The sequence below is a fragment of the Rosenbergiella metrosideri genome (assembly GCF_022602565.1).
Taxonomy (GTDB): Bacteria; Pseudomonadota; Gammaproteobacteria; order Enterobacterales; family Enterobacteriaceae; genus Rosenbergiella; species Rosenbergiella metrosideri.
Map to the genome: position 1 here is coordinate 23,487 of NZ_JALBCV010000005.1, position 26,590 is coordinate 50,076.

Sequence of the window (26,590 nt, forward strand, 5' to 3'; positions counted from 1 at the left end):
TCGACAGTATATATAGCTAAGTCAATCAATATTGTTTTATTCGATCAAGATTATTAGGAGGCTACAATGAGCCGAAAACCTCTCCCCAAGCCGTCTAAGCGCCCTCGACTTGTTCAGCGTTTTTTGGCAGGAAAATATATTAATGCCACACACTCTATTTTCGTAGCAATAATCAGAAAAATGGGTCGTTATGTCGGCGTTTTTCTAACTTTAGATCTTGTAAAACATCAAACCTATTTATGGATGGAGAACAACGGCTATCTAGACCATAGTTGGCTCAACTAGACTGAAATCTATGAAGAAATGAATTATTTAAATAATGACTTTTAATTCGGATATTTACATGGAATGTTTGTGATTATTCAGTCCAGTTGTTATGAGAAAGTCGCTTTACATTTGCGGCTTTTTCTTTGTTTGGGATTGGTACTTGTCATGTTATCCGACCTTTCATCTATCATTCTCCTCATTAAACATTCCCGACAGTAGCATCTCTGCCATACCATCCAGACGTTTTTTAACCTTTTCCCATCCTGGCATAACTTGCCCCATCAGGCGATAAAAGGCGTCGCTGTGGTTATGCTCTGCCACATGGCAAAGTTCATGCAGTAAAACATAATCGATACAGTCTGAAGGGGCTTTGACTAGCCAGGGGTTAAGTGTCAGACACCCTTTAGCGGAGCAGTTTCCCCATTGGGTCTGCATTGCTCGCAGACGGATTGGCGGACGTTCGCTGACCCATAGCGTCTGGGGAACTAAAATATCGAGGCGGCGCTGAAATACCTCTCTGGCGCGTTCCCGGTACCAGTCAGCGAGCAGGGATTTCACTTTCTCTGCTGATTTATATCTGACCGTGACTTCCAGGCATCCCCGTAACATTTTCACTTTCTGTGGCTGCGTGGGGGATTCAATCACTTTCAGCTGATATTGCTTGCCTAGATAGTAGTGACTTTCTCCACTCACGTACTGCCGGGGAGTAACATGCACCTGCTGTGCCCTGAAGTCCCGCAATTGCTGGTATATCCAGCGGCTTCTTTTTTTCAGCGCGCTCAGCACTTCCTGCTCGGTGGTCTCTGGCGGGACGGAAGCCACTACCCGTCCATCTGGATGAACTTTGATAAGTAAACGGCCTTTTACCACCCGGCGAGGGACGCACTGGACGGTAATCGACTCACCGGCATACACCAGTTGTAGGGTCGATAAAGATGGTAGTGTTTTCTCACACATTATTTATTGAGACCCACACGCAGGGTCTGTATCAGGGATTCGGTGATACGGTTCACCTGATTCATCCCCGCTCCGGCTTCCCGGCAAGCCGCAAACAATAACGGCAGCAGTCGGGTCTTCACCGCTTTTTCAATATCCTGTGGGTTGAGGGAGTTTTCAGCGACGGCACTGATAATAATGTCATCCACCTCAAAGGCCAGTGTTGTCCATTTGTCCTGCACGTGCTCATCCTGAAGGTCAAATACCTCAGGGAGCTCTTTTTTAAATACGCCGTAGTAGGCCTGAGCATGTCGGTTATCCGCCAGCACTGTCGGAATATCGCTGAGCTGGCGGGCCTGCACCTGCTGTTCAAACTCCTGAAACAGTAGATATTGCTTTAGGGGATGGTCGAACAGTTTCTCAGCCTCCTCAATCGCCATACGTAACAGTTTAGAGAAACGCTCCTGAGCATAGGGATCGTCCCGCAGGTCCTGTTCAATCATCTTCGTCACGCGGGTTTTGATAATATCGGTTTCGTTGCGCGTTTTGTCGGATTCCCACGTTTCAGGCTGTTCATTTTTGCCCATCAGTCCAACGTTATACACCCCGCCGGGCTCACGGACTTCCACACCACTGACATGCTTATCTAGCAGCTTTTTTACCTGTTCTGCATAGTCATCGTAGTTGACCTGTTCGCCGCTGACCTGCATCGCCCATTGGCGCAGACTGGACATCTGCTTCACTGTCTCCTTATAGAGATTACGGTCCTGCTCAGTAAAGCTTTTATCCGCGAAGAAGGTGGCGGACTGTAGGGCTACTTTTAAACATCCGGCAAAGTCGGTTAATGCTTCAAAGAAATCGTCCCGGGTTTTCTGATGGATATCGGTCAGTTTTCCGTCCCGTTCTTCCATCCGGGGAACCAGCACCGCCCGCAGCTGTTCGATGTCTTGCTTATTTTTGACTCCCGCAAAGATGGCCCATAATTGGTTATAGAGGTGGGGCAGGCGCTTGTATTCGGTACTCATGGCGCTGTAGAGCCCGTCAATGTCGCTAATGTCGTACCCTCCCTGTGTTCGGGAGGCCAGGTCCTGATACTGGCCAATAGTGGTATCCAGCTCGGCCAGAATGCCGCGATAATCAATCAGTAGACCAAATTTCTTTAGCGGGTGTAAGCGGTTGACCCGCGCTATTGCTTGGATCAGGTTATGGGACTTCAGCGGCTTATCGATATACAGCACGGTATTTTTCGGTTCATCAAAGCCGGTAAGCAGCTTATCCACCACAATCAGTAGTTTCAGGCTATCGTCGGTGGCAAAACGGCTGATGATGTCGCGGGTATAGGTTGTTTCATCCTGCGAGCCGACATTGTCCTTCCACCACTTTGTCACCTCTGGCTGGCGACTCTCATCCACGCTGGTGTTACCTTCCCGGCTATCCGGCGCGCTGATCACCACGGCAGATTCAAATAATCCGGCTTCATCCAGATATTTTTTGTAGCGAATGGCCGAGGCCTTACTGTCGCAGGCCAACTGTCCCTTCAGCCCTTCATCGATATTTTTTGAAAAGTGGGTAGCGATATCCAGTGCAATCAAGCGGATACGGTCATCGGCACTGTACACCTCACCTTTGCGGGCATATTTACGCTTGAGGTCAGCGACCTGCGACTCACTCAGTCCGTCGGTAATACGCTCAAACCAGGCATCAATAGCGCGGTCGTTTACTTCCAGGTCAGGAATGCGCTCCTCATACAGCAGTGGCGTGACCGCCTGATCTTCCACCGCCCTCTGCATAGTATAGGCGTGGACAATCGGCCCAAACTTGCTGGTGGTTTTGTCTTCCTTCAGCAGTGGGGTGCCGGTAAAGGCGACAAAGGCGGCATTCGGTAGCGCCAGCTGCATACGGACGTTATTTTCTCCCCCCTGGCTGCGGTGACCCTCATCAATCAGCACGATGATGTCGGGGCTGGTATTCACGCATTCCGGCAGCTTTGTCGCTGAGTTGAATTTCTGGATAAGGGTGAAGATGATGCGCTCCTTACCGGAGCCGATTTGTTTTGCCAGCATCTGGCCGGAGGCAGCCATCGCCTTACTTTTGTCGCCAGTCCCGGATAACTCTCCACCGGAAACGAAGGTCTTGCTGAGCTGGCTTTCCAGATCAGTACGGTCGGTGACCACAACAATGCGACACTGCTTCAGGCTGTTATGCAGAATTAATGCCTTGCTGAGAAACACCATGGTATACGACTTACCTGACCCGGTGGTATGCCAGATAACGCCACCCTCCCGGCCACCATCAGGGCGGCGAGTATTGATACGCTCCAGTAGACGTTTAATGCCGAATACCTGCTGATAACGGGCGACAATTTTACCGTTTTTACTATCAAACAGCGTGAAGAAGCGGGTCATCTCCAGCAGGCGCGATGGGGAGAGCAAGCTGATCAGCAGCTTATCCTGTCCGCTGACGGCCATTTCCCCCCCGGCGATCAGTTGTTGATACCACTGACGGTCTGCCTGGTTACGATGGGCAAATAGGGCATCCGTTTGTGCCGGCGTCAGAGGAGTATTTCGCAGGGCAAGCATCTGTCCCTCGGTAATATCTTCTTCGCGCCAGGCGGCCCAAAACTTTATTGGGGTGTGGCAGGTACCGTAGCGGCCATCATGGCCGTTGATGGATAGTAACAGCTGGCTGTAGGCAAACAGCTGAGGAATTTCATCGTTACGCTGATTACGTAGGTTCTGGGATATTCCTTCATCCGTGGTAGGGCCCTTATTACCGTGACCGTCCGGGCGCTTCGCTTCAATCACGGCTAGCGGGATACCGTTGACAAAGCAGACAATATCCGGGCGGCGAGTCTCCACCCCGCCTGAGCGCAGCACGGTAAACTCCTCGGTAAAGTGGAACTGGTTATTCTCAGGATGAACCCAATCAATCAGTGCAACCGTCGGGTTCACCTTTTTACCGTTAACAAACTCCGTTACGGCAATCCCATAGAGCAGGTGGTTATACATCCGCTCATTGGCTTTCAGCAGCCCTTCATTGAGGGCGGGCGAGCAGACTTGTGATAGCAGGTTATCAATGGCTTTATCGGATAACGGGCAAACTTTACCATCGGCAATAAAGGTACGGTTGGATAAGACTTCGCGCAGAATTGGACGTAGTACTACCTCATCCTGCTTGCCACCCCGGTAAGCTAGACACTGTTTCGGTGACAAAAAGGTCCACCCCAGAGCGGACAATAATGTCAGAGCCGGAATTTTAGCGCTGTACTCTTCCTGAAACTTCGGGGTACTGGTCGGGGTCATTGCTTATCCTTTTTATCACCGCTGATAGCCGTGCTTCTTCAGCGACAAGTCATGCCCTGCATAGTCAGTGCGGGCAATATTTTTAAATTTTTACCCCTACCACACGGGTAGGGGCATTACGGTTCGTTAGTCCAGCCTTACGCCAGATGGGCGTGGGGCGTTTATGGTCAGCTTTATCATGCGGCATCCGCATCGACAGTTACTCGACGCTTACCGGTCAGTAGTTGTTGCATCAGGGCTTTTTTCTCATCCTTCAGGTAGGCGAGTTTTTTCTCCAGCATGGAGATTTCGGTATCGGCGGCGGAGAGTACGGCGGCAATTTTTTGTTGTTCTTCAATTTCAGGTACTTCAAAGGTCATTTTTTGAAACATTGGAAGACGTAAAGACTTTACAGTTGACCCCACAGCTTGGTTGAGAAAATAAACTTTAAGATAATCTATCATGTAGAAAAGAAACCTCCCCGAATGGCTTGCAAAATCCATTATGGCGTAGGTTCTTTGGTGAAGATCGAATTTACCAATGAAATACTTTGGTTCAAATCTCTGCCCCTCTCCAGGAACTATAATTGCCTCTCCATCAAATAGATAAATATTGCTAGTTCTAATATCCTCGGAACGATCAAAGAAAGTATACTTCCCATCCAAGCTTGAATCCTGTCTATTAGAGCTACCTGTTGTGATTTTTGCTATATCCCCTAAAGTAGTTTTTTTCCATTTTTCGATAAACCTTCCTCCATTCTCATCCAGCAGGCGTTTTTTACCCGTTAGCAATTGCTGCATCAGGGCTTTTTTCTGCTGCTGACTGTTGGAGAGAAGCTTTTCCGTTACCGAAATCGCTCTATCCCAGGTGGACAGGATTTGGGCGATTTTCTCCTCCTCCAGTTTCGATGATGCAATCATCAACGGCAGTTCATGAAGAATTTCTGTATTCATGTTAGGCATTGTTTGCCCAACAGCATTTTGTTCTAGCCATTTTCTGACACTATTTTTTTGTAAAAAATATGCTAAAAAATTCGATGAATGATTTTTACTTGGTCTTGCTTTAAGGCATCCAGTACCGCAAATGGCTCCTTCTGATTCTATATTAATCAATGCAAATCTGGCTACATCACCTCTGCGACTAAATAATAAATCCCCCGATTTTAAAAAGTGTTTTTTTAGTTCATTAGCTTTAGTCGGAGTGATTTTTGCAGCTTGGGAAATATCCGCTTTACACCCAATCAGATCCTTTGGCATCAGTACAGGAACACCAATAGGAACATACTCATGGGCATGTAGCTGGCTTCCAAAAGGTCCTGTCTGGAGGTCTCCGTTACACACGTCACCTAGACTTACCAACTTCCACCCCTTAGGCACCATAACCCAACTCCTTCAAATAACCCGCCATCTTGCTTTCCAACTTAGCCAATTCAGCTTTTAGTTGTTCGCGCTCCTCACGGACTGCCAGCAAATCAATTTCGTCCTCTTCTTCAAAAGTATCGACATAACGCGGAATATTCAGGTTGTAGTCGTTATCCTGAATCTCTTTCAGGCTGGCAAGGTAGGAGTATTTCTCAACGTTATCGCCTTCGCGGTAGGTTTTAACAATCTTCTGGATATTCTCATTGCTGAGCTGGTTCTGATTTTTACCTGCCTTAAACTCCCGGCTGGCATCAATAAACAGCACCTTGTCATCCACTTTCTGTTTTTTGAATATCAGAATCGCTGCAGGAATACCGGTGCCATAGAACAGTTTCTCAGGCAGGCCAATCACCGCATCCAGCAGATTTTCATCAATCAGCTTTTGCCGGATCTTACCTTCACTGGACCCACGGAACAGCACACCATGAGGAACCACCACCCCCATACGTCCGCTACCCGGCTTCAATGTTTCAATCATATGCAGGATAAAGGCGTAATCCCCTTTTGTTTTCGGTGGTACGCCACGGCGGAAGCGGCCAAACTTATCGTTTTCAGCTTCATCATGCCCCCATTTATCCAGGCTGAACGGGGGGTTGGCAGTCACAATATCAAACAGCATCAGATCGCCGTGTTTATCGAGCAACTTCGGGTTGCGGATGGTATCGCCCCACTCGATTTTATGGTTGTCCTCGCCATGCAGGAACATATTCATCTTGGCCAGCGACCAGGTAGAGCCAATCGCTTCCTGCCCGAATAGGGCATAGCTGCGGCTATTATGCTCAGAGACAATTTTACGGCCACACTTCATTAGCAGTGAGCCTGAGCCACAGGCTGGGTCACAAATCGTCTCGCCCGGTTGGGGCGCAAGCAGCTCGGCAATCAGGTCAGAGACTTCCGGCGGGGTATAGAACTCACCGGCTTTCTGACCGCCACTAGCGGCAAAGTTCTTAATCAGGTATTCGTAGGCATTACCGATAACGTCTAGCTTACCCACGCGGCCCGGTCGTAGATTAAGGTCTTCGCCGGCAAAATCTTCTAGCAGCTGACGCAGGATGGTGTTTTTCTGTTTTTCATCACCCAAACGGTCGGTGTTAAACGAGATATCCTGGAACACACTTTTTCCGGCATCTTTCAGTTTGGTTCCGTTGGCTTCTTCAATAGCATGCAGCGCCTGATCAATACGCTCCCCGTTACCCGGCTCATGGCGGCGTTCATAGAGAGCATAGAAACTGGCATTTTGCGGCAGGACAAAGCGCTCGTTCGCCATCATGGCTTCAATCAACTCCGGCGCATCACCGTACTCTTTTTCATAACCTTCATAATGGTCCTGCCAGACATCCGATATGTACTTCAGGAACAGCATGGTAAGGATAAAATCTTTGTAAGTATCGGCGCTGATAGTACCCCGAAAGGTATCGCAGGCGGACCACAATGCTTTGTTGATGGTTTCCTGATTGATGGGAGTATTCATGTCTATTCCTGATATTGATTTTCCGAATATAAAGCTGAGGAAATTGAAAAAATCTTTGCCTAATCATACCGGACGTCAGCCTTAACGCCCATCATATTTGGTACATAATGGGAAATGGTGAAGAACGTAACTCAGGAAGCTGGTCAAAAAATATATCTGAGAAAATAAGTTTATTAGGCTGAAGTCTTCTTGTTGATAGATGGCTCAGTTTTAGGCTTAGTTATAATTAGAGAATAGCGGTTATCTTTATATTATGTAGTAACCGTATCAAATAGGACTATTGTGGTCACATTTTTGAACATAAAAAATAACCAGAATGGGATTTTAATAACGAACACTAAGGTAATATAATGCTCTTATTAAGGTCATTACCTTCCGAAAAGTGTTCATCTTAGCGTTTATGTTTTTTAGTGTTGTAGCCTATTGAATAGGCGTTCTCGTTCTTAAAAGTACTTGGCGTTCAGGCGGGTAATTTCTTCATTTTAACTTAGAAAAAATGCAAGTATGCCGACACAATATGAGCATGTTTTGCATTACCTTGGCCTCACAGTCATATCGGCGAATTTACTCGACAAAACGAACCGCTCGTTCATGAGGATTGGGTGGTAAATAAGGTATTCAGTTTTACCAGCTATCTAAGCAGCTTTATTGGTTGAATTTTGGCCTCCCAACGAACTGATTAAAGCTAGGAGTATTGAATATTACATTAATCAATGCAGTGGAATTTGAAGTGCCAGCTCTAATGTTCGGGCTGGAAAAATTAAAATAAATGGATAAATACTTATATGACAGACAGCGTACAGACTGAAACGACCGACGGGAATATCATCATAAATTTGTTTGCATCCAATCTTCCGGGTAGTACCAAAGAAGATGATCTTATTCAGAAATCTCTGCGTGATCAGTTGGTCGAGAGTATCCGAGACTCTGTTACCCACTCTGAAGCCGATAAGTTTGCTAAGCTAACACGATTCATTGATGAGTCTGGCCGTAATGTGTTTTTTGTGGATGGTACGCGCGGTGCGGGTAAAACCACTTTTATTAATAGTGTAGTCAAATCTCTGAATATTGCCGAAGGTGATGTCAAAGTCAGCATCAAGTGTTTGCCGACTATTGATCCTACAAAGTTGCCGCGCCATGAACCTATTTTGGTCACTGTAACTGCTCGTTTGAATAAAATGGTTTCCGATAAGTTAAAAGGATACTGGTCGTCGAATGATCATAAAAAACAAAAGGAACAATGGCAGAATTATCTTGCGCAGCTCCAGCGTGGTTTACATTTACTCATAGATAAAGAATATAAGCCGGAATATTTTAGTGATGCTTTAAAACTGGATGCTCAGCTTGATTACTCAATTGGTGGCCAGGATTTATCTGAAATCTTTGAGGAGCTAGTTGAACGGGCGTGTGAAATTCTCGGCTGTAAGGCTATTTTGATCTCGTTTGATGATATTGATACTCAGTTTGATGCGGGGTGGGATGTCCTTGAATCTATTCGTAAATTCTTTAACAGCCATAAATTGGTGGTGGTGGCAACGGGCGACTTACGCCTATATTCCCAATTAATACGCGGTAAGCAATACGAAAATTACAGTAAAACTTTACTCGACCAAGAAAAAGAGAACGCCCGTTTAGCAGAACGGGGATATATGGTTGAACACCTAGAACAGCAATATTTATTAAAACTTTTCCCAGTACAAAAGCGTATTCAACTCAAAACCATGTTGCAATTGGTCGGTGAAAAGGGAAAAGTCGGTAAAGAGAAGATCAAGGTTAAAACAGACCTTGGCATGTCGGATATTGAAGCCATAGATGTCCGGCAAGCAATCGGCTATGCCGTTAGGAAAGGCCTTAATTTAAGAGATAGTTCTGATGCAGACATGTATGTCGATGAACTGCTAAAGCAGCCAGTACGTTTGTTGATGCAGGTGCTTCAGGATTTCTATACAAAAAAATCTCATACTACATCGGTAAAACATAATGACAAACAAGGCAACACTAAAGGACCTGATGAGTTATCAGTTCCGAATTTACTTAGAAATGCCTTATATGGTTCGATGCTAAGCAGCATTTATCGCGCGGGGTTAAACTACGAACAACATCGGTTTGGTATGGATTCGCTCTGTAAGGATATCTTCACCTATGTAAAGCAGGACCGTGATTTTAATACCGGATTTTATTTGCGGCCTCAATCTGAAAGTGAAGCCTTAAGAAATTGCTCTATTTACTTAGCGTCTCAGGTAAGTGAAAACTGTCAGGGCAGCCTGTCAAAGTTTCTGCAGATGCTTTTGGTTGGCTGTGGTTCCGTTAGCATATTCAACCAATTTGTAACTGAATTAGCGCAGGCTGATAATGATATACAAAAATTTGAACAGCTTATTAGTGAATATGTAGCTTATATGTCCGTTGGGAGGATTGAAAGCACTTCTCATTGGGCTAATCGATGTTGTGCTGTGGTTGCAAATAACCCCAATGATGAAAAGGTCGGCGTTTTTCTTGGAATGGTACAGTTAAATCGCAAATCACGCCAAAACATACCTGAGGGATACAAAAAATTTAATATTGACGCTGAGAGTGGCTTAGCTAAAGCTGCGATGGCGGCTTCCTTGAGTACAGTAGCTTCAAATAACCTTATGGATTTCAGCAGTATATTTAATCTGATCGGTGCTATTGCAGATATCTCTGCTTGCCACCGTAATAAGTCAGCTATTAATAATGCTTTCAATAAAGCTATAGCTCAGACAACATGTATTGTTCCTCCATGGAGTGAGGCTGCTACTCGTGCAGAAATGAAAGGCTCGAGTAAAAGTCCGGGTAACGAAGCTGCTATTTTGGATGTTGATCTTGATCCCAAAGATGATGGCGTAACTGATGACAGTCAGAAGGATGACACAACTGAATTTTCTGATGCCATAGCTAAACTTGAGCAATGGCTTAAAAAAGTAAGTAAAATTGAGATTGATATTCATCCGTCGGCACTTTTGATTGGCAAAGTATGGACTCGGTTCTATTTCAACCTTAATAATGTGGCTGATCAGCATAAAACCAGACTTTATAACGATGCACAGCATGGACGAATGGCCAGTCAATCAAATGCAGCGAAAATTATGCGTTTTAATGTTTTAGCTTTTCTTCATGCGGTATTGGTTGAAGAGAGTTTGTATCATTCTGTTAGTGATAGAGAATATATCGGTGAGGGGTTAAGACTAAATCCAGTTACTTCAGTTGATGAGTTTGAGAAAAAGATAAATGTAATGAATGAAAGATTAAAAGAGGATGAAAAAACATGGGAAGATTCTCATCCATTATTTTTCTTATTAATTAGTTGTCCAATTCTACATCCTTTTATATTTCCTTTTGGAGGGATTAATTGTTCATCCAAAGCAATGAGTAAAGAAGTAAATTTTCTTAAACTGATTTGTGAAGTTGTTGGTGATGAACTCCTTTCTGAAGAAGAATGGGAGTATTTATCTAAAAATGATAATGTAGAAATAAGCACTAAACAAAAGCTGATTCAAAATAGTATAACATCGCTGAATTTCTCCACAATTGTCGGAGCATCATACGATAAGGCTACGCCATCTAGGAAAACTAAGGCGCCTTCATTAGATGACAGTGTAGAAAAATGATTATGGCCTTTGCATAAGGATTGGGAATGGAAAGGTTTCTTCTTAACTCGACGTTACTATTGCATCGGTTGAGCACTGTCTCGTTGAATGAGGTATCACTTGATGACATGGTGGAGTCATCTGTGTTCCTTACTCAATACGAACAAACGCGTGGTTTGCCTGATCACGTAGCCAAATCGGCTTGGTCAACTCTGGAACAGCGACTCAAACAGCGAAATATCAAGATTGGTCCGGTAGCGGCCTTGCGTCTAATAGCTGAAAAGTTTATCAAAAACGAGAAAGATGGCCCCAGAATCGTTCTTGATTTGTTCTCGGAATGGCAAACGCTGATGAGCCGAGTGTCGTGCCTGCCAATTATGGCATGTCATCAGGTATTTAACTCTGGACCGGCCAGTCAGAAATATAACTTTCGCTGGCCTTTGTACCCATATCATCCGACTGTTGAGGACTACATTACCCGTGAACGCCTGCATGAAACTCATCAACATCTGAATGGTAGTACCAGTGCGGAAGAGTGTTGGCTGGATGCACTCAGGCACCCAGAAGTGAGCATCAGAGATTTCGAGAAGGGCTGGGTATCTCAAGAGATGAAACAACTCTGCGCCCAGATAGATCCCTCTCTGACGCCTAAAATCTTCAAAGATCGTTTACAAGTCGCATGTAATATCCGCGAAATTCTTTGTCGGGTCGCTCAGGGCGTGGAGTTGCCAAAGTGGATAGCATCAATGCAGAATCCGCAGCAGTTAGCGGATAGCACCATTCAACACGATGGCCAGGAATATGGGTTTGCTACCGTCTGGCCAACTGACGACAAATACAGTCAGGAGTCTGAATTTTGCTGGCTAACTAGGTTATTGGAAAAATGGCGCTATGGTGCGCCCGAAGGGTTGGAACGACTGCTCTGGATTTACCTGCTGATTCAAAATCAGTACCTGACCTTATTGGTTCAGCGAGACGATTTTTTCGGTTTTGATCAGTTCCAGAATTACACCATGACAGAGCTGAGGGAGGAAACTGAGAAATCTTATTTGTCTCGTTTTAAACATGCGCATGGTGCGGGTGTGTATTCTCAGGTGCGTTATCTGGAAGGACGTTTTGCTCCGAAGAGCGACCCCAGCAAAATGCAAAAATTGTTCTTCAGTATGCTAAGAGGATATTGGGAATACCTGAGTGCTCATATGCCTCTTGAATGGGTGCATGATAAGCCGCTGACTATGTCGCAAGTACTCGATAATCTCGAACAGGTTGAATCCCATGGTAAGTGTGCAGAGCTAGCGCTAGTGCCGCATTTCATCAAAAGAAAGCCAAAAAAGGGAGAGGTCTATCCTTACGCATTATTATTTAAGGAGTTGAAGAACCAGGCAGCTATCCTGATAGAAATGCTTAAGTATGAGCCGCGCTTAACACGCTGGGTCCGGGGAGTGGATGCAGCTGCTAACGAGATGCATGCGCCACCAGAGTTGTTTGGGCCTTTGTTCAGGGTACTAGCCAAATCGGGTATTGCTCATTTTACCTATCATGTTGGCGAGGACTTTCTACATTTGATTAGTGGCATCCGATCCATTGATGATGCCTTAAGGTTTTTGCCACTACGTAATGGTGACCGACTTGGTCACTGTACGGCTATTGGTATCACGCCTAGCATCTGGAAACGTTCTTTACCATCATCTTTGTTTACGACTAAAGAAACGCGATTGCTCGATTTAGTGTTTATTTGGCGGGAACTTCGTAGTCATCCGGATCTACTGCGTTACGCTAGTGATGCAGCGATCGAAGCGGTTCGTTTGGCCCATGAGGTGTTTTCGCTGGAAGAAGAAATCTCGATTACCACTCTTGACCAAGTGTTTGAAATACGTGGGATATTGGCGGAATCTGAAGGTCTGTTAGGTGAGTTAAATGGGCCATTAAAACCTGAATCTCTCTGGCTAGAAGAGTACGAGCATGCTAGAGAGTTGGCTAGAATCGCAGGTATGAACAGGCCTCTGAAGTTGTATAAACAATGGCTTACTTCTGACAATGTGCTAAAGCAGCGTGCTGAATACGTTGAAGTTGCGTTGGAGGATTTGCCAGATGAGGCGGTACTTTCATTGCAACAGGCAGTGATGACAAAAATGGCTAGTCGAAACGTCGCGATAGAATGCCCTCCAACCAGCAATACTCGTATCAGCCAGTATCGAGATGTCAGCGAACATCATATCTTTCGTTGGATGGGTTTGCCGGGTGAGGCGATTGAAGGAGATGTCCCTATGTCTATTTGTTTGGGGTCTGATGACCCAGGGGTTTTTGCAGCTGATTTAAAATCGGAGTTCTATCACCTGTTCGTGGTGTTAACCAGAAAGTTCTATTTATCACCAGCAGAGGCTTTGAGAAAGATTGCTGAGGTAAATGAGAATGGACGGATTTATCGTTTTCACGATGTTAGGTAGCAAATAGGACATCCATAATTCTATAGTAATAACCTAGAGTGATCACAATTCTGATCACTCTTTTTATCACAAAAAGGTGATCAAAGCGGGTGTTTAATAACCAATATATAGATAAGCTAATGATTTCATTAAAATGATCACCTTTTTCAAAAGTGATCATTTTCGCGTTTTTGTTTTTCGGCGTAACAGTGTTGTGGTCAGTGACCTTCGTTGTTTAAAAGCTGGTGGAGGGATTGAGTGGGTACGACCTTTAGACACTTAGTGATTGCCTTACAACCAAAACGCTTAACCTGTGGATTGATTCGCTTCTTAGTGATATTTTTTGCGAGGTAGCTAAGCCGATACACAATTCGACCAAACATCTCTATATCGCCACGTTTCCATAAGTAATAACAGTTCGTGGGTAAACTCAATGAGCCTCCAGTCGTACTAGTCCATAGCATTTTAGTCTTATCCATCAACTTCTTGGGATGATGCACCTTCTGACCATTGATGAGCAAAACACAGTGGTAATGCTGGCGTGGACTTCTACCATGCTCTCGCGCCCAAATTAACTCGCACCATGCTTTAGAGTACTCTTTTTCTAACAATAAGGAGTATTTTCGGCTGAACTGGCTTATCACTGAATTGTTCTCACTGTATTCCCTAACATGCAGGTCAAAACGAACCACCAGCACTTTACTAGACCGACCACATGCCTCGATTAAGGTCTTCAACATTGAGTTGAGTATCCGTTTATCTGGATAGATATTACGAGTAAGCCATGCGTAAACCGGTAATACGTAATCTTGATACTTAGCGTGACTAATCTTAATCCGTGAAATAATGAAGGGGTTAGCTGAATCCTGAACAGACATATATTATCAATATCCTACTTTTCTATTCATGCTCAAGCGCCGTGGCGCAGCAACTAGCACAGGTTTTATCGGGTCAAAATACCGTAAGTCATGTTTGTTTTGGTGCAACCTAACGGCGTGACTGATCCCCAGAAAGTTCTCTGGGGGTATCAAAATGATTTTTATTTTGCTTTCAATGTCTCGGGTAGCCAGCCTAGCGTAATTTTTCCTATTTTCTCTGCGGGTGGGAATTTTCCCTCTCTTATTCGTCGATTAAGTGTAGCCACGCTTATCCGTAGATAGCGGCTGACCTCTTGTTTAGTCAGATAACGATTTATCAATACCGGCCGCATAAGTTGTTCATTTGAAAGTGTTTGATTCATTCCTGCCATAAACCATGACACCACAGCAATAAGTCGGAAAGTAACCAAGCACAGCTACTATTGCCAAGCTTTTTTCTGGCCGGAAATTGCTTCACTTTTTCAAGTTCGAATGCTTTGGAACGGGAAATGGAGGTAATCAGTAGACGTTCAGATTCTCTGACGAGTCGCTCGCAGGCATGCCCATAAAGCTCAAGAATAGACTTACGATTCAAAGGAGTAGACATAGTTATTTCTCATCTGTCTTGGAAAGTATGAGGCTATTCTGACGTGGCTTTACAGGATAAAAAAGGAGACCACTGACTGGTCTCCACTTTTTATTTTTTAGGTGAGAGCCAAGGCTGGAGTTTTCCGGATTTTTTGAGTTGAGAGATATTTTTTTTGAGGGTATCGATGCGAGAACAGGTCTCAGGGTGCTGTTGCTCTTCTTGCGTAATTTTATAGGTACTGATTAACGTCGGTGAACTCAGCATATACTCAAGAATGTCATCATGAATCGCGTTAGCAATCATTATTATAGTGATCGACCTATTCGGAAATCGCTTAGAGAAATCGGCACAATAGTCACGAGCAAGAGACTCTGTGAGGTTCAACAATTTTTGTTTCTGTAGCTTAGAGGCTTGGGCACCTTTGCGTGCAATACGTTTTTGGCTGTCTTTTACGTTATTGATGACGTAGCCACTGGTGACAAGGCTCTCTTTACGGGAAATCTCTTGGATTAGCATAGCGACTCGTGGTAGCTGCAAGATATTGAGTGCATCGATAATGCTTCCCCGTACCCAATCACTAACATCATAATCGTTGTAAGCTGGATGCTCATAGCTTGTCCCTGCTAAGTAACGCTTGGCTTCACTATGGCTATCGGTATTTTGTTCTTGCCTTAACAGCATTTCAACTTCAATCAGTTTATTAATCCCAAAACCGAGAAGCGTCAATGAATGCTTGTCATCTTCTTTAAGTAGGTCATTTCCAGACTGCTGGCGCTCGTATTCTATATCGCCAAGTGCATCATCAAGTACAGAGGATAAATGAAAGGGAGGTAGGGGATCATAAGTACTTTTAGACATTATTGTTAAGTTCTAATGGGGAGGTTGGAGAATGTTGCGTAGTCATCCGTGTAGTCACTTTCATAAAAAAGGCATCATCCTTTCGGATAATGCCTTTCTTTTGAATCAGTTACGAATGAAGATTAGTTCATGCCGTATTTTTTCAGTTTCTTGCGCAGCGTACCACGGTTGATACCCATCATCAGTGCTGCACGAGTTTGGTTACCACGGGTATACTGCATTACCATGTCCAACAGGGGCTGTTCTACTTCAGCCAGGACCAATTCATAGAGTTCATTAACATCTTGACCATTTAACTGTGAAAAGTAGTTTTTCAAAGCTTGTTTTACATTATCACGCAATGGTTTTTGGGTGACTTGGTCTTGTGAGTTAACAGTTGAAACGGTCAGTACGTCAGAATTTACGCGTTGTTCGAACATAGTTCTTTAAGCTCTTTTTTTTCGTTTACGCCAGGTTTTCGAAGTATGCTTCCAACGCTTCCAGTTGTTCACTGGCATCCTCTATAGCGTTGAATGAGCGCCGAAACTGGTCATCAGGGGCATGTTCTTGTAAGTACCAAGAGACATGTTTGCGGGCAATACGGTATCCCTTGGCATGGCCATAAAAGCTATGCAACTCCCGTATGTGTCCGATTAGCATAGACTTCACCTCAACGAGTGGTTTCGGTGCAAGTAGCTCCCCTGTGTCCAGGTAATGCTGGATTTCCCGGAAGATCCATGGTCTTCCCTGAGCAGCACGGCCTATCATTAGGGCATCAGCCCCAGTGTAGTCCAGTACCGCCCTGGCTTTATGCGGGTCAGTGATGTCTCCATTCGCAATAACGGGAATAGAGACATTCTGCTTAACTGTCCGAATACTGTCGTATTCTGCTTCCCCATTAAACAAGCAGGCACGAGTCCGGCCATGAATGGTTAATGCTTGAATACCACAGCGCTCAGCCAATTGGGCAATTTCAACACAATTGCGATTATCGGTATCCCATCCGGTACGAATCTTTAGCGTGACAGGTACGTCAACCCCATTCACCACGGCACGTAGAATAGACTCTACGATATCGGGATATTGGAGTAAGGCTGAACCCGCCATCTTACGATTCACTTTTTTGGCTGGGCAACCCATATTGATATCAATAACTTGCGCGCCAGAATCCACGTTAATTCTCGCGGCTGCAGCCATCTCATCGGGATCACATCCTGCTATCTGTACCGAGCGGATACCTGGCTCATCACTATGTACCATACGTAGTCGAGATTTATCACTTGCCCATACTTGTGGGTTCGATGACAACATCTCTGACACGGTCAATCCAGCACCATTTTCATAACAAAGCGTACGAAAAGGACGATCAGTGATCCCGGCCATCGGCGCGGCAATCAGGCGATTTCGAAGCTGGTATTGTCCAATGCGCATAGGGTAGAAAGTGGCCTTAAATGTTCGCAAGGCGGCGTATATTACGCATTTTTTATGGAAGATGAAAGGCCAAACTTTGAACAATTTGTTTTAAAGTCACCTTTTGTTCACTGCAGACTAGGGTGGAGTATAACAATATCTTTATTAAACAGTGTGTTATCTATTTTTTTGTTTTCAAATTCACGGGTTAGGAGGATAAAAAGCTTTGAAAAAGTTATCTCCCTCCCTAGCGTTATGCCGCTATTGACCCCCCTCCGTCCATTCAACGGCTGGGTGGGGCGGTTATTGTTTTGCCAAGCAGCGATTTAATACGGTCAAGTTGTTGTGAAGAAAGTGAGACACTCTCCTTCATCACAAGCCAACCAATCCCTTCTTTACAAAGTGGGTATTGGCTGCCTAGGACTCCCCAGTTTTCCAGCGAGTTATTCCCTGTGTAGGACTAAAGTATTGCATAGGCTGAAGGGGTGACTAGGAGAGCGGATAGACAGAGTGGGAGAAATCCTTTCATGTATCTTCCTATATTATCGCGGCACTCCCCTTAGTGCGGCGATAATATAAGCTTACCTCAGGTAAGCTTATTAACGGGTTAAGCAAAGCGTATGTAAAGCTTTTGCCTATTCAGCGCGACGCTTACCCGTAATACGGCACCACTCTTCTTTTTCAGCAACAGGATCGAGGACGAAGTGATCTGCATAGGCTTCACAAACGCCTTCTGCTTGGCTCGCTAAGATCCCTGATAAACCCAGTTCGCCACCGGCTACTGGTAGCACACGAATTAACGGTGCGAGTTCGCGTAAGGGGCCGGCAAGAATATTGGCAACCACTACGTCGGCTTGCAGATTCTCTGGTTGTTCATGAGGGAGGTAAAGTTCCAGTTTCTCTGCAACGCCATTACGTTCAGCATTATCACGACTGGCTTGAATCGCTTGCGGATCAATATCGATACCGATAGCCCGTGAAGCCCCGAGTTTCAACGCGGCGATCGCCAGGATCCCTGATCCACAGCCGAAATCGATCACGGTTTTTCCCTTAAGAACCAATCCGTCTAACCAGGTTAAGCAAAGTGAGGTGGTTGGGTGCGTACCCGTCCCGAACGCTAAGCCAGGATCGAGCATTACGTTGACCGCATTGGCATCGGGAACATCGCGCCAGCTAGGGCAAATCCATAAACGCTCACCGAAACGCATCGGATGGAAATTATCCATCCATTCACGTTCCCAATCTTTATCTTCGATCTGTTCTATCTTGTGGTGGAAGTCTTCCCCTAATAGTGGGTGAGCCGCCATCATCGTTACAACTGTTGCCATATCGGTTTCAGCATCGAATAGGCCGATGATATCGGTATCGCCCCATAAACGCGTTTCACCCGGCAGTGGTTCGTAGACCGGATTATCATGGGTATCTTGAAAGGTGACAGAGACTGCACCTGTCTCCTCCAAGGCCTCTGCGAGCTGTTCCGCATGGTTTCCAGTGGTATTGATCTTAATTTGAATCCAAGGCATAGCATTTCCATTATTGATTAGGGGTGGCAGGGGCGGCCTGCTGTCCAACACGGTTAGCGATAACAAATGCGAGGAAACTCGCGATTAACGCCGGAACGATCGGGTGTAAGCCTGCAAGGCGTATCGAAAACGTGGCGAGAAGACTATAAAGCACAGCGCCCACCAACATGCCACTTATTGCACCATAGGCGTTGGCATTTCGCCAGTAAAGTCCTAACACTAAAGGCCATAAGAATACGGCTTCTAAGGCACCGAAGGCGAGTAAGTTTAACCAAATAATCATTTGTGGCGGATGCCACGCCGCCAAGATCACCGCGATGCCTAGCACGAAAGTAAAGCTAACGGAGAGGCGGCGCAGATGTTTCTCCTGCGTTGCAGCAGCTGGGCGTAGCCGTAAATAGAGATCTTTTACTAAGGTCGCCGATGCTTGCAGAAGGTGAGCGTTAATATTCGACATCATGGCTGCCATCGGCGCGGCAAGAAAAATGCCGGCGGCAAAAGGCGGTAATACTTTCATCATCAGCGTTGGGATGACTTGATCGGGGACGGTAAGATTAGGCAGTATCGCTCGGCCTAAGGCCCCAGAAAGATGCATCCCGAGCATCAAGACGGTCAACAGTGCCGTCCCCAATAAGATACCGCGATGTAGGGAGCGGCTATCTCTGTAGGAAATAGACCGTATCGCGGTATTGGGTAGTCCTAACACGCCGAAACAGACCAGCACAGTAAAGGAAATAATCAGGCTAGGGGTAATGATATTTCCCGCACCTCGTAGCTCAATCAGCTGTGGATTAATCAGTTTTAATTGATGTACCGCCTGCGCCGTGCCCCCCGCAGCATGAATGACCGCATAGAGAAGTAAAAATGTGCCGACTAACATCACCACACCTTGCAAGACATCATTGAGAACGCTGGCTCTAAAACCACCGAGAGAGGTGTATAACGCGATAATCGCTCCAAAGATTAATAGTCCTTGGGTGTAAGGAATACCGACCACTGTTTCCAGTAACCGTGCTCCACCGATAAACTGCACCGTCATCACTGCGATAAACGCAATCAGTAAGGTGATACTGGCTATCCACACGACCCATTGGCTACGATAATGGGCGTATAACATATCGTTTAAGGTAATCGCTTGATAGCGTCGAGCGAGGATGGCAAATTTTTTCCCCAATACGCCCAGTGAGAGCCAGACCGTTGGCACTTGGGCCATCGCAATCATTACCCACCCTAATCCGTATTGATACGCTGCGCCAGGGCCGCCTATAAACGAACTGGCGCTGATATAGGCCGTGGTGAGGGTCATGGCAAGAAGGAAACCGCTCATCGTCCGGCCACCCAGAAAATATTCTGTGAGGAAGGGGCCTTTCGCACGTTTTTGTTGCACCATGGCCACGATTGAGATCATGACGACGAGGAAGAGATAAATAATGAGTGGAATGAGCACATGAGTATTCATGGAATCAGTCCTCTAAGGGGAGGTCTGCAAAGAGATATCGAACCATCATCCAGCAGAGGAGAATAAATAGGACAGGGGTAAACAAACATGACCATTCAAACCAACGGGGGAAGCCGAATAGTCCTAACTCCTGGCCACCAGTATAAGCCGTTGCGATCCAAACTAAGACCCAAGCTATACTGAGTAACAGGGACCAGCGTGCTTCTTTATGCGCTTGTATAAAACGAGGATCCATCTTCACCCTCAAGGTAGACCAAAGAAAAAGGCCGGTTAAACCGGCCTTAATAAAAGGTTGCTAGGCAATTACTTCTCTTGCAGACCGAGTTTCTTCTCTAAGTAGTGGATGTTAGTCCCACCTTTTTCGAAGTTTTCATCGTTCATGATGCGAAGCTGCAGATCAACGTTGGTTTTAATTCCGTCGATGATCAACTCGGCTAAGGCATTCTTCATCCGCGCAATCGCCACCGCACGTGTTTCTCCATAAGTGATCAATTTACCGATCATGGAGTCATAGTGTGGCGGAACGGTGTAGCCAGAGTAGATGTGCGATTCCCAGCGGATGCCAAACCCCCCCGGGGAGTGGAAACGAGTAATTTTACCTGGGCTGGGTAAAAAGGTATTAGCGTCTTCAGCATTGATACGACATTCAATGGCATGACCTACCACGTCGATATCTTCTTGCTTAATGCTTAAAGGCAACCCTGCCGCAATACGCAGTTGTTCTTTGATCAGATCGACACCCGTGATCATTTCGGTCACTGGATGCTCTACCTGAATACGGGTGTTCATTTCGATGAAATAGAACTCGCCGTTTTCAAAAAGGAACTCAAAGGTCCCAGCACCGCGATAGTTAATATCGATACAGGCTTTAGCACAGCGATCGCCGATAAACTTACGTAATTCAGGGGTAATCCCTGGTGCCGGCGCTTCCTCGACCACTTTTTGGTGGCGACGTTGCATCGAACAATCACGTTCTGCAAGGTAGATAGCTTGGCCTTGGCCATCAGCAAGAACCTGGATCTCGATATGACGTGGATTTTCGAGATATTTCTCCATATAGACCATATCGTTGTTGAAGGCCGCTTTGGCTTCAGCACGAGTCATTTTAATGGAAGTTTCAAGGTCCTTGTCGCTGCGCACGACACGCATACCGCGTCCGCCGCCGCCGCCAGAGGCTTTAACAATAATTGGGTAACCGATACGGTTAGCAATTTGACGGTTCTTATCCATATCGTCACCCAGCGATCCGTCGGATCCTGGTACGCAAGGAACCCCCGTTTTCTTCATGGCATTGATCGCGGAGACTTTATCACCCATCAGGCGAATGGTCTCTGCTTTAGGACCAATAAACACGAAGCCTGAACGCTCAACTTGTTCAGCAAAATCGGCGTTCTCAGATAAAAATCCATAGCCAGGGTGAATAGCATCTGCACCGGTGATCTCCGCGGCGGAGATGAGTGCAGGAATATTCAGATAGCTTTTTACTGATGGTGCTGGACCGATACAGACTGTCTCGTCAGCCATCAGCACGTGCTTCAGCTCGCGGTCAGCGGTGGAGTGAACGGCCACCGTTTTGATACCGAGCTCTTTACAGGCACGTAAAATACGCAGTGCAATTTCACCGCGGTTTGCGATAACAATTTTTTCCAGCATAGGGACCTCGTTATTCGATGATGACCATTGGCTCGTCGAATTCCACCGGTTGACCGCTCTCGATGAGGATCGCTTTAACAATACCTGCTTTATCCGCTTCGATTTGGTTCATCATCTTCATCGCTTCAACGATGCAGAGGGTGTCACCAACGTTAACCTTTTGGCCTACTTCGATATAAGGCTTAGCATCTGGGCTTGGGGTGCGGTAGAACGTCCCGACCATGGGTGAGCGAACAGTATGTCCAGCCACTTCTGGTGCAGCCGCGACCGGTGCTGCAGCTTCCGTTGCCGCTGGCGCGACCGCTGCCGCTAAGGCTGGTGCAGGTTGCATCGGCGCAGCGTAGGCTTGTTGCATCATCGGGTAACCAGTATTCGCCGGGGAACGGCTAATACGTACTGACTCTTCACCTTCTGAAATTTCTAGCTCAGCAATACCTGATTCTTCAACCAGTTCGATTAATTTTTTAATCTTACGAATATCCATGGTGGGTTCCGTACTCTATATTAATTTGAATTTAACAGGCGTTTTACGGCTGTATGTAAAGCCCAACGATATCCATCAGCCCCAAGGCCGCAGATCACGCCGGATGATATATCTGAAAGATATGAATGGCGGCGGAAAGGTTCACGCGCATGCACATTGGAGAGATGCACTTCAATAAAAGGAACGCTGACCGCTAAAAATGCATCACGTATTGCTACACTGGTATGTGTAAACGCGGCAGGATTGATGATGATATAATCCACGTTGCCGCGGGCAAGATGAATTTGATCGATCAACGCCGATTCCGCATTCGATTGGTAATGACTTAATTGCACATTCAAATCCTGAGCCTGAATCTGCAGTGATGACACGATATCGTCTAGTGTGTCATGACCATATTTTTCTGGCTCTCGGGTCCCTAACAAGTTGAGGTTTGGACCGTTTAAGAGCAAAATGTGAAATTTATTAGCCATCTTGCGGGTATCTCCTGCAATAGTTAAGCACTGCGTAAAATACTCTGCCCGAATCTATTTGTCACTCGTTACGCCAAAAAAAAACCGAATTTAACGTCATTTAGTGATTGAGTCGTGCAGTTTTGGCGATTTTAGCCTCTAAAGTAACTGAGTATTGAGGATAAGTCGGCGGGAGATTTCCAATTAATTGTCACTTAATCGCGCTTCCCCGTAAAGAATGTTCTGAAAGATTCTGCTTAGAAAAAATTCAATCAAATGATGGCCAGTGTTTAGTGTCAATTTTATGTTGAATAATTACGCTAAAAGTTGAGCAAATATCACCAAATAAGGGTAGAATCCCCCAGCGTTTATCCATTGCAAAGCGTTGTTGAATTTTTCTGCTATGAAGTCGGGCAAAGAAATAAAGTATAAGTGTTAGATTTTATTTCTCGATACGTTTTTGTGTTTTCTAAAAAATTGGATAACTAATTGTTTTTAAAGGTATTTGTTAGATCGTAAACGATTAACGAGTGCTGAATGTCAATTAACTTAAAGTTTTCACCGAAGCGCCAGATTTTGCGCCTTGTCGCTGCTTCGAGTGGTTGGTAGAGTAGGCGGATTTTATTTTCGCCCCCAGCTTGCAGGATTACCCCCTAGTATGTTTAAAAAATTTCGTGGCATGTTTTCTAATGACCTGTCCATTGACCTGGGTACTGCCAATACCCTGATTTATGTAAAAGGGCAAGGCATCGTTCTGAATGAGCCTTCCGTTGTGGCAATTCGCCAAGATCGCGCCGGTTCGCCAAAAAGCGTTGCTGCGGTGGGCCAAGGGGCTAAGCAAATGCTTGGCCGTACGCCGAGTAATATCGCGGCAATTCGTCCAATGAAAGACGGTGTCATTGCTGACTTTTTTGTGACTGAAAAAATGCTTCAGCACTTTATTAAGCAAGTCCACAGCAACAGCTTTATGCGCCCAAGCCCACGCGTATTGGTTTGTGTGCCGGTTGGCGCGACGCAAGTTGAGCGTAAAGCTATTCGTGAATCAGCGTTAGGCGCGGGCGCGCGCGAAGTCTTCCTTATTGAAGAACCTATGGCTGCTGCCATTGGTGCGGGCTTACCCGTTTCTGAAGCAACAGGTTCAATGGTTGTTGATATTGGTGGCGGGACGACAGAAGTTGCCGTGATCTCCCTTAACGGTGTGGTGTACTCTGCATCAGTACGCGTAGGCGGTGACCGTTTTGATGAAGCGATTATCAACTATGTTCGTCGTAACTATGGGGCACTGATCGGTGAAGCCACGGCTGAGCGGATTAAACATGAGATCGGTTCGGCTTACCCGGGCGATGAAGTTTTAGAAATTGAAGTGCGTGGGCGTAACCTTGCTGAAGGTGTTCCGCGTGGCTTTATCTTGAATTCAAATGAAATCCTCGAAGCGCTACAAGAACCGTTAACCGGTATTGTCAGTGCCGTCATGGTGGCATTAGAGCAATGCCCACCGGAACTTGCTTCTGATATTTCAGAGCGTGGGATGGTCCTAACGGGCGGTGGTGCGTTATTACGTAATCTTGACCGTTTATTGATTGAAGAAACCGGTATTCCTGTCGTCATTGCTGAAGACCCGCTGACATGCGTTGCGCGTGGGGGTGGTAAAGCTCTTGAGATGATTGATATTCACGGCGGCGATCTCTTTAGCGAAGAGTAGCGGTTATTCGCTGAATGAAGGATCTTGCACTACGCTTAATTCAGCATAATTACCTTTCCGGCCTTGGGGAGTGCATCGAAACGCGCTCCCTTGTTTTTTGTGAAAAACACGCAGGATTTTATGAAGCCGATTTTTAGCAGAGGCTCTTCTCTGCAGATACGCTTAGTATTAGCTGTATTGGCGGCTATTGCAGTGATCATAACCGATAGTCACGTTAGCCCTTTTCGTGGGATACGCGACTACCTCGATACCTCAGTTAGCCCGTTCTACTTTATGGCTGACGGTCCGCGTCGTTTCCTCGACAGTACTGCAGACGCTCTCACCTCCCGTCAGACACTTGAACAAGAAAACCAAGCGCTTCAGCGAGAGTTACGACTGAAAAATAGTCAGTTATTGTTGTTGGGGCAATATCGTCAAGAGAACGTACGCCTACGAGAACTCCTCGGTTCTCCGCTCCGTCAAGACGAACATAAAATGGTGACCCAAGTTATTTCGGAAGCTACCGACCCTTATAGTCATCAAGTGGTAATCGACAAAGGCTCGCGCAGCGGCGTTTACGAAGGCCAGCCGGTGATTAGTGATAAAGGCGTCGTGGGGCAGGTGATTGCGGTTGCGCAATTCTCCAGCCGGGTCTTACTGATCTGCGATGGTTCACATGCTCTACCGGTGCAAGTACTCCGTAACGATTTACGGGCTATTGCAACGGGTAATGGTTGTACCGAAAATCTTCAACTTGAACACTTGACTGGGAATGCCGATGTTAAAGTTGGGGATGTACTCGTAACGTCTGGATTGGGTGGACGCTTCCCTGAGGGGTACCCCGTCGGCGTTGTGTCTTCTGTCACGCCGGATATGCAGCGTGCGACAACGGTGATTGAAGTGCGGCCTGCGGCGGACTTGCAACGTTTACGCTATCTATTATTATTGTGGAACAATGATAATAAATCCGGCGTATCGGCGACCCCTCAAGAGGTTAATCAAGTGGCGAATGAGCGTTTACAGCAAATGATGCCGCAAATACCGACCCCGGTTGGGGCATCCCCTGCAACAACATCCCCTACGCCAACGGCCCCTGCGGCTAGTGCTGCACCTCCTGCCGCCACAGTTCCAGCGGCTACGGGACAGTCTCTTCCGTCTGGAGGGCGTCCTTGAGTCGCTATCGTAGACAAGGTGGTTGGGTTATCTGGCTTTCATTTGTTATTGCCTTAGTATTACAAGTGATGCCGTGGCCGGAGCAATATTACATGTTCCGGCCATCGTGGATGTTGCTATTGCTCTTATACTGGATTCTTGCATTACCCCACCGCGTGAACATCGGCACAGGTTTCTTCATTGGTATGGTGATGGACCTGGTCTCAGGCTCTACTTTAGGAATCCGGGCCTTAACGTTCAGTATTATTGCTTATCTGATTGTTTATCGATTTCAGCTATTTCGTAATTTGGCGCTGTGGCAACAAGCTGGCGTGGTGGTACTGTTCTCGTTGGTCAGTGATGTGATGGTTTTCTGGGTACAGTTTATGGTCAGGGATATCACCTTTCGTCCAGAAATTTTTATGGGGGCATTAGTCGATGGATTATTGTGGCCTTGGCTATTTTTATTGATGCGTAAGATACGTTATCAATTCTCGATTCAGTAAGGCTATTTATGTTGCCCATTTATCTTGCATCAGCCTCTCCTCGTCGTGCCGAATTACTTACACAATTAGGCGTACCCTTTACTCGTTTAATCACTGAGGTTATTGAGCAACGACAGGCGAATGAGTCGCCGCTCGATTATGTGACAAGGCTATCGCAAGATAAAGCGCTGGCCGGGGTTAAAATAGCTCCAGATAATCGGCCAGTATTAGGTGCAGACACAATCGTTGTGATGGGGGATCGGGTGCTGGAAAAACCGTTATCGCCCAACCATGCCTTTGACATGTTGACCCAATTATCAGGCCATTCTCACCAAGTATTCACCGCCGTTACCCTTGCCGATTCATATAAAATAACAACGCGGTATGTACAAACAACGGTAACTTTTTGTCATTTGACGCCCGAGCGAATTCGCCACTATATCGAGACTCAGGAACCCATGGATAAAGCGGGCGCCTATGGAATCCAAGGGCTGGGTGGAAATTTTGTCCGTGAAATTCAAGGCAGTTATTCTGCAGTGGTTGGATTGCCGCTTGTAGAAACGTATGAATTACTGACTGACTTTCAATCCTAGCGATA

22 protein-coding genes are annotated in these 26,590 nt (G+C 46.0%); 6 read left to right on the top strand and 16 right to left on the bottom strand.

Annotated elements, in window-relative coordinates; genetic code table 11:
* Positions 1-447: 447 nt before the first annotated feature.
* The 4 genes from MKR94_RS06765 to MKR94_RS06780 all read right to left on the bottom strand — a co-directional run bounded on the left by MKR94_RS06765 (position 448) and on the right by MKR94_RS06780 (position 7,376).
* Positions 448-1,224, bottom strand: coding sequence for a M48 family metallopeptidase (locus MKR94_RS06765; RefSeq protein WP_241646255.1), 777 nt, complete (start codon positions 1,222-1,224; stop codon positions 448-450).
* Positions 1,224-4,505 (bottom strand): type I restriction endonuclease subunit R, encoded by a 3,282-nt coding sequence (locus MKR94_RS06770; RefSeq protein ID WP_241646256.1) that lies wholly within the window; start codon positions 4,503-4,505, stop codon positions 1,224-1,226. Before MKR94_RS06770 ends, MKR94_RS06765 begins: the two co-directional genes overlap by 1 nt.
* A 176-nt stretch (positions 4,506-4,681) precedes the next feature.
* Positions 4,682-5,863: a restriction endonuclease subunit S gene (locus MKR94_RS06775; RefSeq protein WP_241646257.1), complete on the bottom strand. Its 1,182-nt coding sequence runs from the start codon at positions 5,861-5,863 to the stop codon at positions 4,682-4,684.
* On the bottom strand, positions 5,853-7,376 hold the full coding sequence (locus tag MKR94_RS06780) for a type I restriction-modification system subunit M (RefSeq protein ID WP_241646258.1): 1,524 nt from the start codon (positions 7,374-7,376) through the stop codon (positions 5,853-5,855). The genes MKR94_RS06775 and MKR94_RS06780 overlap by 11 nt, the downstream gene beginning before the upstream one ends.
* Positions 7,377-8,161: 785 nt before the next feature.
* On the opposite strand from MKR94_RS06780, the gene MKR94_RS06785 reads away from it, so the two are divergent.
* Positions 8,162-11,005, top strand: a complete 2,844-nt coding sequence (locus tag MKR94_RS06785) for an archaeal ATPase (RefSeq protein WP_241646259.1) — start codon at positions 8,162-8,164, stop codon at positions 11,003-11,005.
* 26 nt (positions 11,006-11,031) lie between these two features.
* Complete coding sequence (locus tag MKR94_RS06790; protein ID WP_241646260.1) at positions 11,032-13,431, top strand: amidohydrolase family protein; 2,400 nt, start codon at positions 11,032-11,034, stop codon at positions 13,429-13,431.
* A 197-nt stretch (positions 13,432-13,628) separates the two neighbouring features.
* Here MKR94_RS06790 and MKR94_RS06795 read toward each other — a convergent pair whose 3' ends face one another.
* From MKR94_RS06795 to aroQ, 12 genes are all read right to left on the bottom strand, one after another.
* Positions 13,629-14,288 (bottom strand): YagK/YfjJ domain-containing protein, encoded by a 660-nt coding sequence (locus MKR94_RS06795; protein WP_241646261.1) that lies wholly within the window; start codon positions 14,286-14,288, stop codon positions 13,629-13,631.
* 161 nt (positions 14,289-14,449) lie between these two features.
* Positions 14,450-14,659: a helix-turn-helix transcriptional regulator gene (locus MKR94_RS06800; protein ID WP_241646262.1), complete on the bottom strand. Its 210-nt coding sequence runs from the start codon at positions 14,657-14,659 to the stop codon at positions 14,450-14,452.
* On the bottom strand, positions 14,647-14,874 hold the full coding sequence (locus tag MKR94_RS06805; RefSeq protein WP_241586551.1) for an AlpA family phage regulatory protein: 228 nt from the start codon (positions 14,872-14,874) through the stop codon (positions 14,647-14,649). Before MKR94_RS06805 ends, MKR94_RS06800 begins: the two co-directional genes overlap by 13 nt.
* A gap of 90 nt (positions 14,875-14,964) precedes the next feature.
* Positions 14,965-15,714, bottom strand: coding sequence for a hypothetical protein (locus MKR94_RS06810; protein ID WP_241646263.1), 750 nt, complete (start codon positions 15,712-15,714; stop codon positions 14,965-14,967).
* A 122-nt stretch (positions 15,715-15,836) separates the two neighbouring features.
* Positions 15,837-16,133: a DNA-binding transcriptional regulator Fis gene (gene fis, locus MKR94_RS06815; RefSeq protein ID WP_048912826.1), complete on the bottom strand. Its 297-nt coding sequence runs from the start codon at positions 16,131-16,133 to the stop codon at positions 15,837-15,839.
* Between the two features lie 25 nt (positions 16,134-16,158).
* Positions 16,159-17,124, bottom strand: coding sequence for a tRNA dihydrouridine synthase DusB (gene dusB / locus MKR94_RS06820; protein WP_422047511.1), 966 nt, complete (start codon positions 17,122-17,124; stop codon positions 16,159-16,161).
* Positions 17,125-17,738: 614 nt separating this feature from the next.
* Entirely contained in the window at positions 17,739-18,626 is an 888-nt protein-coding gene (gene prmA, locus MKR94_RS06825; RefSeq protein ID WP_241646264.1) for a 50S ribosomal protein L11 methyltransferase, read from the bottom strand.
* Positions 18,627-18,636: 10 nt separating this feature from the next.
* Positions 18,637-20,085 carry a sodium/pantothenate symporter gene (panF, locus tag MKR94_RS06830; protein WP_241646265.1) on the bottom strand — a complete coding sequence of 483 codons (1,449 nt, stop codon included), beginning with the start codon at positions 20,083-20,085 and terminating at the stop codon, positions 18,637-18,639.
* Between the two features lie 4 nt (positions 20,086-20,089).
* On the bottom strand, positions 20,090-20,320 hold the full coding sequence (locus tag MKR94_RS06835; RefSeq protein ID WP_241646266.1) for a DUF997 family protein: 231 nt from the start codon (positions 20,318-20,320) through the stop codon (positions 20,090-20,092).
* A gap of 68 nt (positions 20,321-20,388) precedes the next feature.
* Positions 20,389-21,738, bottom strand: a complete 1,350-nt coding sequence (gene accC / locus MKR94_RS06840; RefSeq protein ID WP_241646267.1) for an acetyl-CoA carboxylase biotin carboxylase subunit — start codon at positions 21,736-21,738, stop codon at positions 20,389-20,391.
* 10 nt (positions 21,739-21,748) lie between these two features.
* Positions 21,749-22,222 (bottom strand): acetyl-CoA carboxylase biotin carboxyl carrier protein, encoded by a 474-nt coding sequence (gene accB / locus MKR94_RS06845; protein WP_241646268.1) that lies wholly within the window; start codon positions 22,220-22,222, stop codon positions 21,749-21,751.
* Positions 22,223-22,242: 20 nt separating this feature from the next.
* Entirely contained in the window at positions 22,243-22,695 is a 453-nt protein-coding gene (aroQ, locus tag MKR94_RS06850; RefSeq protein ID WP_241646269.1) for a type II 3-dehydroquinate dehydratase, read from the bottom strand.
* Positions 22,696-23,332: 637 nt separating this feature from the next.
* On the opposite strand from aroQ, the gene mreB reads away from it, so the two are divergent.
* The 4 genes from mreB to MKR94_RS06870 all read left to right on the top strand — a co-directional run bounded on the left by mreB (position 23,333) and on the right by MKR94_RS06870 (position 26,585).
* On the top strand, positions 23,333-24,376 hold the full coding sequence (gene mreB, locus MKR94_RS06855; RefSeq protein WP_241646270.1) for a rod shape-determining protein MreB: 1,044 nt from the start codon (positions 23,333-23,335) through the stop codon (positions 24,374-24,376).
* 120 nt (positions 24,377-24,496) lie between these two features.
* Positions 24,497-25,528, top strand: a complete 1,032-nt coding sequence (gene mreC / locus MKR94_RS06860; protein ID WP_241646271.1) for a rod shape-determining protein MreC — start codon at positions 24,497-24,499, stop codon at positions 25,526-25,528.
* A complete protein-coding gene (gene mreD / locus MKR94_RS06865; protein ID WP_241646272.1) occupies positions 25,525-26,013 on the top strand; it encodes a rod shape-determining protein MreD in 489 nt (162 codons plus the stop codon). Before mreC ends, mreD begins: the two co-directional genes overlap by 4 nt.
* A gap of 8 nt (positions 26,014-26,021) precedes the next feature.
* On the top strand, positions 26,022-26,585 hold the full coding sequence (locus MKR94_RS06870; protein ID WP_241646273.1) for a Maf family protein: 564 nt from the start codon (positions 26,022-26,024) through the stop codon (positions 26,583-26,585).
* The last annotated feature ends 5 nt before the right edge of the window (positions 26,586-26,590 follow it).

Bases quoted from the DNA above. Each gene is read 5' to 3' on its own strand.
- accB (WP_241646268.1), bottom strand. From the start codon at position 22,222: ATGGATATTCGTAAGATTAAAAAATTAATCGAACTGGTTGAAGAATCA.
- fis (WP_048912826.1), bottom strand. From the start codon at position 16,133: ATGTTCGAACAACGCGTAAATTCTGACGTACTGACCGTTTCAACTGTT.
- MKR94_RS06785 (WP_241646259.1), top strand. From the start codon at position 8,162: ATGACAGACAGCGTACAGACTGAAACGACCGACGGGAATATCATCATA.
- aroQ (WP_241646269.1), bottom strand. From the start codon at position 22,695: ATGGCTAATAAATTTCACATTTTGCTCTTAAACGGTCCAAACCTCAAC.
- MKR94_RS06805 (WP_241586551.1), bottom strand. From the start codon at position 14,874: ATGTCTACTCCTTTGAATCGTAAGTCTATTCTTGAGCTTTATGGGCAT.
- MKR94_RS06800 (WP_241646262.1), bottom strand. From the start codon at position 14,659: ATGGCAGGAATGAATCAAACACTTTCAAATGAACAACTTATGCGGCCG.
- MKR94_RS06780 (WP_241646258.1), bottom strand. From the start codon at position 7,376: ATGAATACTCCCATCAATCAGGAAACCATCAACAAAGCATTGTGGTCC.
- panF (WP_241646265.1), bottom strand. From the start codon at position 20,085: ATGAATACTCATGTGCTCATTCCACTCATTATTTATCTCTTCCTCGTC.
- mreC (WP_241646271.1), top strand. From the start codon at position 24,497: ATGAAGCCGATTTTTAGCAGAGGCTCTTCTCTGCAGATACGCTTAGTA.
- accC (WP_241646267.1), bottom strand. From the start codon at position 21,738: ATGCTGGAAAAAATTGTTATCGCAAACCGCGGTGAAATTGCACTGCGT.
- prmA (WP_241646264.1), bottom strand. From the start codon at position 18,626: ATGCCTTGGATTCAAATTAAGATCAATACCACTGGAAACCATGCGGAA.
- mreB (WP_241646270.1), top strand. From the start codon at position 23,333: ATGTTTAAAAAATTTCGTGGCATGTTTTCTAATGACCTGTCCATTGAC.
- MKR94_RS06835 (WP_241646266.1), bottom strand. From the start codon at position 20,320: ATGGATCCTCGTTTTATACAAGCGCATAAAGAAGCACGCTGGTCCCTG.
- MKR94_RS06810 (WP_241646263.1), bottom strand. From the start codon at position 15,714: ATGTCTAAAAGTACTTATGATCCCCTACCTCCCTTTCATTTATCCTCT.
- MKR94_RS06770 (WP_241646256.1), bottom strand. From the start codon at position 4,505: ATGACCCCGACCAGTACCCCGAAGTTTCAGGAAGAGTACAGCGCTAAA.
- MKR94_RS06765 (WP_241646255.1), bottom strand. From the start codon at position 1,224: ATGTGTGAGAAAACACTACCATCTTTATCGACCCTACAACTGGTGTAT.
- MKR94_RS06775 (WP_241646257.1), bottom strand. From the start codon at position 5,863: ATGGTGCCTAAGGGGTGGAAGTTGGTAAGTCTAGGTGACGTGTGTAAC.
- MKR94_RS06790 (WP_241646260.1), top strand. From the start codon at position 11,032: ATGGAAAGGTTTCTTCTTAACTCGACGTTACTATTGCATCGGTTGAGC.
- dusB (WP_422047511.1), bottom strand. From the start codon at position 17,124: ATGCGCATTGGACAATACCAGCTTCGAAATCGCCTGATTGCCGCGCCG.
- MKR94_RS06870 (WP_241646273.1), top strand. From the start codon at position 26,022: ATGTTGCCCATTTATCTTGCATCAGCCTCTCCTCGTCGTGCCGAATTA.
- MKR94_RS06795 (WP_241646261.1), bottom strand. From the start codon at position 14,288: ATGTCTGTTCAGGATTCAGCTAACCCCTTCATTATTTCACGGATTAAG.